Here is an 11,866-nt window from a genome sequence, read left to right as displayed (position 1 = left end):
CTGGACGCTCAGGGGTTCAGCTTAGCCCCTGCCCCGCCACCGCTGTTGCCCTCGCCAGGACTCGCACCCTGATCGGTGTTGTCTTCCACCACCGGGTCGGGGCCTTTCAGCATGGCGCCGTTGACCGCCACCGAACCATCATGCTTGGCGCTGATCACCCATTCCAGACGGCCGTCCGGCAGGGTCTTGGCAAACCCCTTGATGGCCAGCGCGCCGGTGAAAGCCTGCGAAGCCTGAGGGTCGGTCCTCGCCGCTTCCTGCAGGCTTGCCACGATCTTATCATAGCCGGTGACGTCGATGGTCACGTTGGCATCGGGCTTCTCGCTATCGGGAAACGTCATGTCGCCCTCCAGCGCGATTTCAGCACCGCCGCTCTTGACCGTGCTGTGGCCGATGACGATCTTGGGACCATTGGCCAGGAAGCCAGCCTTCAGCCCCTCGCCAAAATCGTCCGACAGTGGCGGATTCTTGTTGAGATCGAAGGCTTCGATTGCCTTCTTCGCCATGGTGTCGAGATCGATGTTGGCGCCGCCGAAATTGAGATCGAAATCGGTGGGCAGCAGCGCCACGCTCCAGGCCGGAACAAGATATTGCGGTATCGAGAGCCCCGACGCTTTGATCCCGTAATTGATCGTCCCACTGCGGGCGACGCCGTCCATGCCGAAAGCAACACCCACATTGGCCGCGCCGAAACTGCCGACCGGGCTGCCGACGCTGAAATCCTTGAAACTGTAAGCACCATCGATCCGCTCCCATAGCGGCAGCGCGGCCAGGAGGTGCGACTTGAGCTCGGCTTGGTTGGCCTTCAGATTCGCTTCGTCCTGATTGGCCACGGCGAAGGCCAAAAGGTCCAGAATAGGCTTCGTGCGCAGCCCCTTGCCTTTCGCGTCCACCGACAATTCGGGCGACTTGACCGTCAGTGGGATTTTCTGCCCGTTGTTCGGGTTGTCGATCGTGATCGACTCGGCAAAGTCGGCGATTGTCTGAACCATGTTGAAATCGACACCGCCATTTGCGCCCTTGGTAGCGCTCATTGTGGCGGTTCCAGCACCAGAACTCATCTCCGTGCGCTGCTTGGCGTCCTGCGACGTCATCATCATGCCTTCCAGCGACGACGTCGCGCTGCTGAAAGCCGCCAGTTCGGGATCGTAGATGCCGACGAACTTGCCGCCCTTGATCGACATCTTCATGCTTTGCGGACCCTGAGGCCCGTTGAACTCCATCGTCCCTTCCGGTGCCAGATTGCCTGAAACATCCCACGCGCCATCGCTGCGTGGCTTGGTCAACAGCGCATAAGGCGTGAGATCGACCTTCAGGCCGTCCTGTTTTGCGAAGAGTTCCACGATCGGCTTGAAGTCGAACGCAAGCTTGTAGGCATCGCCTTCGACTGAGATCTTCACAAACCCGACGTCGAACGCCTTCTTGCCGAAATAGCGCGCCAGATTGTCCGAAAGCTGCTTGGCGCCCTGGCTGTCGACCGTCTGGCCAAAGGCCGGTGCGCCGCAGGCAAGAAGCAAAACAAATGGCAAAACGCGCTTCATATCGATCCTCCACTCTATTGCGGCCGTCAAAACCGTTCTTGCCACTGGTAGGGAAATACCATCACGGCTGCAAGACAAGGCGCATGAATTGCCGGCGGCTGCCTACAACACCAGCCGCATCAGCGGCCGGCCGGTCTTGCGCTCGACCAGCCGTTCGAAACCGGCCTTCTCGAACACCCGCGACGAACCGACGAACAGGCCGATCGACCGCGAATCGCGCGACAGGTCGATCGGGCAGGCCTCGACCTGCCGCGCACCGTTCTCGCGGGCATAGGCGATGCCGCCTTCGACCAGGCGGTGCGAGATGCCGCGGCCCCTCGCCTTGGCGCGGATGAAGAAGCAGGAGATCGCCCAGACACCTGGATCCACGGCATCGGCCGGATCGATCGGCGCCGACCCCCTGCCCTGATTGTTCCATTCGGGCACGTCGGCGCGCGGGCCGATCTGCATCCAGCCGACTGCCTTGTCATCCTCGAACGCCAGCAGCCCGGGCGGCGGCCCGGCCTCGATGCGCGCCTTGATATGATCCTTGTTGCGCTCGCGGCTGCTCTCGCGGCGCACGGCGGCTCCAGCCGGAAATGCGTGCGCCAGCAGCCGTAACAGGCGCCCTGCTTGCCGAAAAGGTCTTCGAAATCCGCCCACAGCGCGGGCGCCAGCGGCTTTATGGTCGTGCTCATGCGTTCTCCCCAGGCCAAGCTTGTCGCTGCCCTCGGACTGACGTAACATTGCATTTGTTCTCTTTATGTTCGCAGCGATGGCGGCCCCTGTCAACAATCCCGAGCACGGTTTTTGCCGCGACTGCCTGACCTTTCAGCGCGGCGAGGCGCACCGCTGCGAGCGCTGCGGCAGCCCGAGGCTTGCCCGTCATCCCGAGCTTTACCGGTTGCATCTCGCCCATATCGACTGCGACGCTTTCTATGCGGCCGTCGAAAAGCGCGACAACCCGGCGCTGAAGGACCGGCCGCTGATCATCGGCGGCGGCAAGCGGGGCGTCGTCTCCACCGCTTGCTACATCGCGCGCATCCATGGCGTGCGCTCGGCGATGCCGATGTTCAAGGCGCTCGAAGCCTGTCCGGAAGCGGTCGTCATTCCGCCGGACATGGAGAAATATGTCCGCGTCGGCCGCGAGATCCGCGCGTTGATGCAGGCATTGACGCCGCTGGTCGAGCCGCTCTCCATCGATGAGGCTTTTCTCGATCTTGCCGGCACCGAGCGGCTGCACGGCATGCCGCCTGCCGTGGTCCTGGCGCGGTTCGCGCTGACCGTCGAAAAGGAGATCGGCATCACCGTGTCGGCGGGCCTTTCCTACTGCAAGTTCCTCGCCAAAGTGGCATCCGATTTCCGCAAGCCGCGCGGCCTCTCGATCATCGGCGAGGCCGAGGCGCCAGGCTTTCTGGCCGAACAGCCGGTGACACTGATCTGGGGCGTGGGAAAGGCCTTTGCCGCCACACTCGAACGCGACGGCATCCGCAGCATCGGCCAGTTGCAGCGCATGGAGCGCGGTGACCTGATGCGCCGCTATGGCGTTATGGGCGACCGGCTCTACCACCTGTCGCGCGGCGAGGACGACCGCCGCGTCCATCCCGACCAGGACGCCAAGAGCGTATCGGCGGAAACCACCTTCGACACCGACATTGCAACCATGGACGAACTGGTGCCGGTGCTGAGAGCGCTGTCGGAAAAGGTCTCCGGCAGGCTAAAGAAGTCAGGCATTGCCGGACGCACCGTGGTGCTGAAATTGAAGACGCAAGACTTCAAGCTCCGCACCCGCAACCGCCAGCTCGGCGATCCGACCCGGCTGGCCGACCGCATTTTCCAGACCGGGCTCGAATTGCTGCGCAAGGAAGCGGACGGAACGAAATACCGGCTGCTCGGCATCGGCGTCAGCGACCTCTCGGACGACGACAAGGCCGACCCGCCCGATCTGGTCGACATCCAGTCGCGCAAGCGCGCCATGGCCGAAGGCGCCATCGACACGCTGCGCGACAAATTCGGCAAGAAGGCGGTGGAGACCGGCTACACCTTCGGCAAGGGCCGCAACGCCCACCCGCCGGAGCCGATCGAGGATTAGACCATGATCCCGAAAAGTGGGCACCGGTTTTCGGAAAAGATCATGGTCCAACAATAAGATAGATCAGGTTCGTTTCAGATAGATCAGGTTCGTTTCAGATCGATCCGGCTCGTCACCACGCTCTTGCCGGTCTTCGGATCGACGTCGGTAACTGTCAACCGCATGCCGTTGCCGCCGGTCTTCTCGACCGTCAGCCGCGCCTTCAGATCGCCGTTGACCTCCGTCGCCCAACGTATGCCGAGATTGATCGCATTGCCCGAACGGCTGCCATTCAGCTGTGCCGGCCCGGTGCGCGATCCGACATAGACACCGCTGTATTTCGCACCTGTGACCTTCAAGTTGGCGCTGATGGCCCGCGTTACCACAACGAGACCGCGGCAATTGCCATCCAGCGAGAGCGAGGTTGAGGTCGCATTCGACTTGAAGCTGCAGGACACACCTACGTTCGGCACATCGGTGGTTACCTGGACCGTGCCTTTGCCAGCGAAATTCCCCTGCAACGAGCTTAGAAAATCGGCCTCGTCGGCATGGGCTGCGCCGCTTACGGCCATCAGGCAGCCGGCAAGCAGAAATCGTGCGAATGATTTCATCGAAGCTCTCCCCGTTGGTGTTGAAAAACAGCGCTTCAAATAAATTTGGCAAATACCGGGAATCAACGCCTGTCGCCGCGTCAGGTTCCGCTTCCAACATGTCTGTTTTGCAACGCGGCTGTGGCCCAGTCGAATGCGGTGGCTAGCGATTGCAGCGAAAGCCCCGGCCTGCGAGATAGCGCGCATGGCACCTGCACCCTCGATCCCCAAGGCCGCGTTCTGGATGGCGCTGTCGATCGCATCGTTCCTGGCGATGTCGGTCGCAGGCCGCGCCACGACTGCCCAACTCAACGTCTTCCAGGTGCTGGAACTGCGCTCGGTGATCGGCTTTTTCATCCTTCTGCCGCTGGTGATGATGAGCGGCGGCTTTGCCGCGATGCGCACGCAGCGCCCGGTCGCCCACATCGCCCGCAACGTCATCCACTACACCGGCCAGGCGGCGTGGCTTTACGCATTGACGCTGATCCCGCTGGCCGTGCTGATCTCGATCGAATTCACGACACCGATCTGGACGGCCCTGCTGGCGGTCGGCTTCCTCGGCGAAAGGCTGTCGCGGCCCAAGCTGGCGGCAATCGCGTTGGGCCTGATCGGCGTGGTGATCATCGTGCGCCCCGGCGTTGGCGCTGTCGATCCGGGACATCTGATCGTGCTCGGTGCCGCGGTCTGCTTCGGCATTTCGGTGGTCATGGTCAAGTCGCTGACGCGCACCGACAGCGTCGTGCGCATCATCTTCTGGATGCTGATCATCCAGTCGCTGGTCGGCCTGATCCCGGCGCTCTACGAATGGCGCAACCCGCCGCTCGAACTCTGGCCGTGGATCGTGCTGATCGCCTTCAGCGGCATGTCTTCGCATTTCTGCATGGCCCGCGCGCTCGCCTATGCCGACGCGACCGTCATCTCGCCGATGGACTTCTTGCGCGTACCGCTGTCGGCGCTGATCGGCTGGCTGCTCTACAGCGAGCAGATCGACGCCTTCACCGCCGGCGGCGCGCTGCTGATCCTGATGGGCAATTTGTTGAATTTGCAGCGCAAGGCACCGCAAGCAGCCGAGATCGCGGCATCCTAGCTATAAGGCTATTCACCCAGTCAATGCCTAGTTCGATCGCCTACGATCCGACAGCTTGGCTGGCGTCGATACGACTGCCGTCACTCGCCTCGATCGAGCGGCACTCGGCTCAGTCATAGACGCCATCAAATAGAAGCTCGTTGTCACCGCCGTCCTTGAAGTGTCCGGCGTACGAGCCCGTCGGCAGCAGCAATGCTTCGCCTGTACCGTTGCGCAATGTTACGGTCTTTGGCCCGGTCGCAAGGTGAAATGGCGGGCCAAGCACGGTGCCGTCGATTTCAACCTGGCCCCATAGGGGCGTTCCATCGGCACTGTAGAGCGCATAGCTTCCAGCAATCGGAACATCAAAAATCTTCCGCTGACCGGGATAAATTCTGCTACCAGCGATCCTGAGGTTGGGTGCAATACGGACGTAACTGTTCAAGATCAGAGGCGCGACCACCGGATAGATATAGTCCATCCGGTAGGACCACAAGATCAGTTTCGGGGGAGACTTGCTAAGCACATTATAGGCATCGGAGTGCCCGCTTTCCCGCAACGTTTTGAGCACGTAGTGTTTGTCGAGCCATAGAGTTGTCGGCTCCATCCGATTGGGCAGCATTCCAACGCCGTCGAAATACCGCTCGCCTGGTGCAAGCAATGACTCCGCACGCGCCACCAATTCAAGTTGGGCCGCATTGTCGAAGCGGAGGTAAAGTACATTGGCAACGAAGCTTACAGCCATGGCGGTGGCGAGCGCTATCCACGCAACGCGCAGGTAACGCACGCGGGCGACGCCGTCGAACAGCGTCAAAGACCATAGCGACATGAACGGCAACGCCATGATGAACACGTAAGGCCACGGCTGGGAGTGCGCGAAGACCAGCACAGTGACGACGACCGAGAAGATCAGCGCAATTCGCCTTCGCGCGTCGAGCTTCATGATCTGCATCAGAGACAGAGCCATGCCGGAGAAACAGACGGTATAAAGAACATAGTTGCGGACGAGCGTCTGTAACACGAATTGCCTCAGCCCCCCGTAATCGCCTCCTCCGCGGGTCGCAATCTCAAGAGGGCCAAATATGAGGTTCCTGGCCACAGGTACAGGGTCGGCGCCGCCGAAGACAAAGCAATAAGCGATTATGGGAACGGTCCATCCCAGCACGAGCCATGCGCCGCGGGCCATGCCTGCTGCGTAGCGTCTCATCAAAGCCGCATCGGCGACCAGGCCAAGGCCAAGCGCAAGATTGAAGTAGACTGATTTCTGCGTCGCGAGGAACGATAGGCCGCTCAGGATGCCGGCAGCGACAAGCTGCGGTCCCTTCAATTCACGTGCCCTCAGGACAACCAGCAGCGCCGCTACGGCGAAGAACACCGCCAGTGGTTCGGCGATGGTGCGAAAGATGCGCTCCATGAAATTAGAGAAGCACAGGAGGAGGAGGACAATGACCAAGGCACGGACCCTATCCTCTCCAAGTGCGCGAGCGCATGCGTAGACCAAAGCAATGGTCGCGCATGCCAACAGCGCAGTCTGCATACGACCGGCAAGCAGGATCGACCTGGCATCCCAACCGATCAGGTGGGCGATCTCGTAGAAGACCGCGTAGCCGACCGCCTTGGCGTGCCAGATTGTATGGAACAGGCCACTAGAGAAATATTTAGCCCATCCGAGTTGGACGAATTCATCCATGACAAAGCGAGCGTTCCAAGCCAGGGTGAAGAGCAAAACGATCTTAAGTGCGATTAGGACACTCAGAAAAATCGTCGCCGGGCGCTGCCCGAGACCGAATGGCAGGCCTGATCTGTGTCTAAATTCCTGCGTGTCCAAGATACCCCCAAACAGTGGCTCAGGCCGGAGCCACCCTCGTGCCAGCAACTGCACAACCTCGCTACTTCGACTGCTACCGTTCCAAACGCAAACAACCAGCTCGGCGAGGCAGCTTCGACTCGGTCCCGGCGCGGTTGCTTGTCGAACACCGTGTCGAAACCGCGTTGCGTGATTTTGTCTGGTCGCGCATATGTGCAGTGGGTTCTTGCAGAGTCCGCCCGCTTAGCTTGTTCTGACCGGATTTTAGCAACTGTTAGCCTTCGCTCGTTAAGAAAGGCCTATAGTTATCCATGGTAACCTGCTCTCCCCAATAGTGTGGAGACCTTGAAAGGACAGCGCGTGCTGCAATCCAAATTCACGTCGGGTCTTGTCTGCCCAGCCTGCTATGCTGCGCTTGTGACAGGCCCCGGCGCCCTGACATGCAAGTCTTGCTCAGCCATTTATCCCATACGAGAAGGCGTTCCGTTCTTTGCCGAGCCACCGACAAGGCAAGGCTTCGACGCCAGCTTCCATGAAGAGGCGTATGCCGGCACCAGCGTCCGTGCCCGCTTCTACAATTCGCTGAAGCGGCTTATAACAAGTGAGTATTCACCGCATGACACACTGAATTCGTTTCTCGCCTCGGTGCCTCAACACTCCATGGTCATCGAGTTCGGTTCCGGCGCTCGGCGCATCCGCTCCGACGTGCTCAACATCGACTTGTTCCCGGCGCCGAATGTCGATCTCGTCGCAGATATTGAGCGCACCCCACTTCCGAGCGATTCAGTCGATTACATCATCCTGGACAGCGTGATCGAGCATGTTTCCAATCCGGCTGCGGTCGTTGATGAAGTGCTCCGTGTCCTAAAACCAGGCGGCAAGCTGCTGTGCATTAACCCGTTCTTGTTTCCCTACCATGGCTACCCCGCCCATTACTGCAACTTCACGAAAGACGGGATCGAGCAGCTTCTTCGGCGGTTCGGAAAGGTTGAGGTTCAAACGCATCAGGGACCGACAAGCGCAATCGTCAACATCCTTTCCGAGTACGTCGGCGTGATTGTGGGTCGAGAGAACCGGACCCGCTACATGCTGGCGAAAGGAGCGGTCTTGACGCTGACATTCCCGCTCAAGTTCATCGACAAATTGCTTGTCGATCGCCCCGAGAGTCATCGGATCGCCAGTATGCTCGGCACCATCGCGACCAAATAATTTAACGGGCTGTACGTCCGCACCATAGCGCCGAACACCCGCATCGTAACCCCGGGCGGTGGCATTGATCGCCGGACATCGCTGTCTTGCCGGTCAGTTGGTTTAGAGACTACCAACTCAACACTTCGCAATAGTTCGGCCAGTCAGGTACAGCTGATAGTCTCTGCGCCTTTGGGAAATACCGTCGCGCCATGACCGCAAAGTCCGAGCGTGAAAACAGCACGACATGCTTGTCTCCGGTGATGTGCCGGTCCGCAAGAAGCGACAGCGTGGCGCGCACGCCACCCGGCTCAATGTCCTTCAAGATGATCTTCCGGCAAGCCCAGCGTTCGCAGCTGCTGGCCAGCGATTTGAAAAATGAATCGCGTTGATCGACCGGCACGTGATGGATGACGTCGGAAATCGTGACAGCATCGTAAAGCCCTGTCACGTCGGCGAGATCGGTCGCAGGCAGAAGTTCAACCCTCGCCCGATGTACCTCCCTTAAGAATGTACCGATTGAAGGAGCTAGATCGCACATCGTAACGGCCAGGTCAGGGCGTCGATTCAGAAGCCGCTCGATAAGCGCGCCGTCACCGCCGCCGATGTCCACGATCTTCGCGCCCTTCGGCAATTCACCGTCAAGAAAATCCGCGATCAGGTTGAGATTGACGAACACACGACGATATACATTGCCGACCGGCTCAAAATGGCGGCCGAGAACCTTGCGCACGACCTGACCTGGTGCCAGCATTCTTATTCCTCGTTTCTTGCTGATTGGCGTTTCGCCGGATGAGTGGGTGCCGTCGGCACGGCCGCCGGGTACAAATGGAGACGCGGTAGGATGGCCCAGTGCGCAGCGGCAAAGTTCCAGACGAATAGGGCGATGGTGGCGATTGGGGCCGCGATCGCAACACTAAGATCGAAGCCGGAGCAGAGGACGACCATCATAGCTACCGAGAGCGGATAAGCCGCGACGACGCCACCTACGAAACGCATGAATGCCTTCACGCGAAGTGGCTCTGCAAAGGTGAACCGGCTGTGTAGTGTGTATCCGATCGGGGTGACAGCCAAGAACGAGATCAGGATGCCCAGCAGGTAATGCCCCCCCAATTGATCGACTACAATCATGATGGCGTTGTGCGCAATGGCGCATATCAACCCCACTAGCGTGTACCGCCACCCTCGTTCCAAAAGCGGTCTTTTGCGGATGCCCGCGTCACGCTCCTGTCCCATCGGCTCATCCGTGTATGCAGTTGGATTGGGCATCGGCCTCAGAAAGCTCCTGTTAGCTTCGCGCGAAGCCGGCAAGCGACACGCTCTCGCAACCGCGAGTCGCGCAAATAGCGCCTCATGCCGATCGGTCCGAGCGAAAGTACAATACAAGCCGCGCGAACCAGGGCCTTCAAATTGCCGCCCGATGCGGCGGCCAGAGATACATTGACGCCGATCGACGCCAGAGCGACAGGCTCAACCCGGCGTCGGCTGCTCGCCGGAAGCCGGGAAAGATGGCGCTCCATAACAATCTGCATTTGCGCCCGGAGTTCACCAACGTCACGGGATCCGGTTACAGTCAGCGAACTGCCGTGAACCCGAAAGGCTGTAGTGATCTCGTCGTGATAAACGACCGGACCGGTACTGGCGAGCTTCGCCCAGATGTCCCAATCTGGCGTATACCAGAGTTTCTCATCCATGCCCCCGCATGCCAGCCACGCGGCTCTGCGGAATATCGGAGCTGGCACCGAGACAAAGTTTTGAACAAGCAGCCGCTCCAGCAGGAATTGAGCTTCGAGCACCTCGTCAGCCGGCAAAGGGCAGTTCCAGCGCCCAATTCGGCGGCCGTAGCGGTCAATGATGGCCGTCGGGGCCAAATGAAGCCCGGCTTCGGGTGAGGTCGCGAGCCAGCGGTGCGCGGCCTCGACGCGCCCGGGCAGCCACAGGTCATCTTGATGGAGGATGCAGACGTGATCTGCGGCCGCTAACTCGACGCCTAAATTGGTCTTCGTTTGCCAAGGCACAAGATCTCTTCGCTGAAGCAGCCGAAGGGGCAATCGGTGAGCAAATCGCTCCACGATGGCAGCAGTGGTGCTCGTCGGGCTGCTGTCGACAACGATTATTTCCAGCTTGTCGGTCGGCTCAGCAGCCAGCGAGTCAAGTGTCGCATCAATCCATGCCGCCCCTTCGTGGACCGGCATAACGACGGACAGAAATGGCTTTTCGTCGACACAGCCACCTACTCGAGTTTCCGCTCGGAAGCCAGTCGGGTGGTCAGAACCCATCCCTGTCACTCCAGATTGTCAAGCAGCAACTTGAGCACAAAGCCGGACAGCACCATGGACATGCCGGCCACGCAGGCGGTGGTGATCACAAACGTTAGATGCACCGACTGCTCCATCGGGCCGCCAATGAAAATCCAATGCAGCGCCAGCAGCACGTCCGCGACAAAGCCTGCCACCGCGAGAACGCCTCCGGAAAAGACCAGCCATTCCAACGGGCGGCCGCGCATCAGCCAGGGCACGATACGGCCTCCGTGGACTGGGTGATAAATGGCGATCGCCACCTTGGCCAGCATACCGAAGAGGATGGCTGAAAGGCCGATCAATGTCGCCATGGCGGAGAGCGCGACGAAGTGAATTCCGAAATACCACCCCCCGATGCGGACAGGCCCAGTGGCGAGGATTGCAAGGCCAGCAATGCCAATCACCAGCAGGGTCAGTCCCGGTATGAGGTACATGGTATCGGGTGCATGGGCTACGATCAGCCGCAGGTGTCGCCAACCGTCGCGGAATGAGCGCAGATGAGGCGGGCGGCCACGCTTGTCCGGATAGAGCTTGATCGGCACTTCGCGGATCACCAAGCCTGCGCGATGCGCGTTGATGACCATCTCCGAGGCGAATTCCATGCCGGGCGAGCGCGCGCCCATCTTTCGGAACGCATCGCGGGTGAAACCCCGCATGCCGCAATGGAAATCGTGTATCGGAGAGTGGTGAAGCCAGCGGGCAATCGTCGAAAGCACCGGATTGCCGAGATATCGGTGCAGCGCCGGCATGGCGCCAGGCTCGATACCGCCAGCAAAGCGATTGCCCATGACCAATTCGGCACCACCCTCCAACGCATCGATGAAATCTCCGAGGCTGCTCCAGTCATAGGAATCGTCTGCATCCGCCATGATGAGATACTTGCCTCGTGCAGATTCAGCCGCCGCGCTGATCGCCGCGCCGTATCCCTTGACCCCCTGGTGCACGACACGCGCACCGAGGGACTCTGCAATCTCAACCGACCGATCGCTCGACCCATTGTCTCCGACGACCACCTCGCCCGCGATGCCCCGCTTTGCAAAAACATCGAGAGCCTTTTGGATGCAGATGCCGAGCGTGCGCTCTTCGTTCAGGCAAGGAATAATGGCCGACACGAGAGGTGCTCCCGCATCATCGGCGCGCAGGACATTCAGATCGGCCTGGACCGCCGCAAGATCTGCCTTCGCGATCATCGTGCCTCGCTCCGCCCAATCGTAAGCCCTTACGGACAACCAGGCTACACCCAACATTTCCGCTGCCTAGCGGCAACGTTTAGCAAGAACAAGTTAGTCAATGATATACGAGAGAGCCGTGCCCCGTTGGCGGG

At 60.2% G+C, this 11,866-nt stretch carries 10 protein-coding genes and 1 pseudogene; 3 read left to right on the top strand and 8 right to left on the bottom strand.

The window, feature by feature from the left end; translation table 11 throughout:
* Window positions 1-8: 8 nt before the first annotated feature.
* Both AC1DX6_RS13915 and AC1DX6_RS13910 read right to left on the bottom strand, forming a co-directional pair.
* The gene (locus AC1DX6_RS13915; protein WP_477314208.1) at window positions 9-1,541 is read right to left on the bottom strand and encodes a hypothetical protein; all 1,533 of its coding nucleotides are present in this window, start codon (window positions 1,539-1,541) and stop codon (window positions 9-11) included.
* Between the two features lie 102 nt (window positions 1,542-1,643).
* Window positions 1,644-2,218, bottom strand: a pseudogene (locus AC1DX6_RS13910) (N-acetyltransferase family protein).
* 65 nt (window positions 2,219-2,283) lie between these two features.
* On the opposite strand from AC1DX6_RS13910, the gene AC1DX6_RS13905 reads away from it, so the two are divergent.
* Entirely contained in the window at window positions 2,284-3,612 is a 1,329-nt protein-coding gene (locus AC1DX6_RS13905; RefSeq protein WP_477314206.1) for a DNA polymerase IV, read from the top strand.
* 83 nt (window positions 3,613-3,695) lie between these two features.
* On the opposite strand, the gene AC1DX6_RS13900 is transcribed toward AC1DX6_RS13905, so the two are convergent.
* Window positions 3,696-4,202, bottom strand: coding sequence for a hypothetical protein (locus tag AC1DX6_RS13900; protein ID WP_477315103.1), 507 nt, complete (start codon window positions 4,200-4,202; stop codon window positions 3,696-3,698).
* Between the two features lie 184 nt (window positions 4,203-4,386).
* Here AC1DX6_RS13900 and AC1DX6_RS13895 point away from each other — a divergent pair, with 184 nt between their 5' ends.
* Complete coding sequence (locus AC1DX6_RS13895; protein ID WP_477314204.1) at window positions 4,387-5,268, top strand: DMT family transporter; 882 nt, start codon at window positions 4,387-4,389, stop codon at window positions 5,266-5,268.
* Between the two features lie 109 nt (window positions 5,269-5,377).
* Here AC1DX6_RS13895 and AC1DX6_RS13890 read toward each other — a convergent pair whose 3' ends face one another.
* Window positions 5,378-7,075 carry a DUF7055 domain-containing protein gene (locus AC1DX6_RS13890; protein ID WP_477314202.1) on the bottom strand — a complete coding sequence of 566 codons (1,698 nt, stop codon included), beginning with the start codon at window positions 7,073-7,075 and terminating at the stop codon, window positions 5,378-5,380.
* Window positions 7,076-7,399: 324 nt separating this feature from the next.
* Here AC1DX6_RS13890 and AC1DX6_RS13885 point away from each other — a divergent pair, with 324 nt between their 5' ends.
* Window positions 7,400-8,263 (top strand): methyltransferase domain-containing protein, encoded by an 864-nt coding sequence (locus AC1DX6_RS13885; protein ID WP_477314200.1) that lies wholly within the window; start codon window positions 7,400-7,402, stop codon window positions 8,261-8,263.
* Window positions 8,264-8,372: 109 nt separating this feature from the next.
* On the opposite strand, the gene AC1DX6_RS13880 is transcribed toward AC1DX6_RS13885, so the two are convergent.
* The 4 genes from AC1DX6_RS13880 to AC1DX6_RS13865 are packed head-to-tail and all read right to left on the bottom strand — an operon-like array spanning window position 8,373 to window position 11,732.
* Window positions 8,373-8,996, bottom strand: coding sequence for a class I SAM-dependent methyltransferase (locus AC1DX6_RS13880; protein ID WP_477314198.1), 624 nt, complete (start codon window positions 8,994-8,996; stop codon window positions 8,373-8,375).
* A gap of 2 nt (window positions 8,997-8,998) precedes the next feature.
* Window positions 8,999-9,511, bottom strand: coding sequence for a GtrA family protein (locus AC1DX6_RS13875; protein WP_477314196.1), 513 nt, complete (start codon window positions 9,509-9,511; stop codon window positions 8,999-9,001).
* A 5-nt stretch (window positions 9,512-9,516) separates the two neighbouring features.
* On the bottom strand, window positions 9,517-10,521 hold the full coding sequence (locus AC1DX6_RS13870) for a glycosyltransferase (RefSeq protein ID WP_477314194.1): 1,005 nt from the start codon (window positions 10,519-10,521) through the stop codon (window positions 9,517-9,519).
* Between the two features lie 5 nt (window positions 10,522-10,526).
* On the bottom strand, window positions 10,527-11,732 hold the full coding sequence (locus AC1DX6_RS13865) for a glycosyltransferase family 2 protein (RefSeq protein WP_477314192.1): 1,206 nt from the start codon (window positions 11,730-11,732) through the stop codon (window positions 10,527-10,529).
* Window positions 11,733-11,866 lie beyond the last annotated feature (134 nt).

This window comes from Mesorhizobium sp. P2_C4, assembly GCF_056404575.1.
This window is presented reverse-complemented; position numbering and strand designations above follow the sequence as displayed.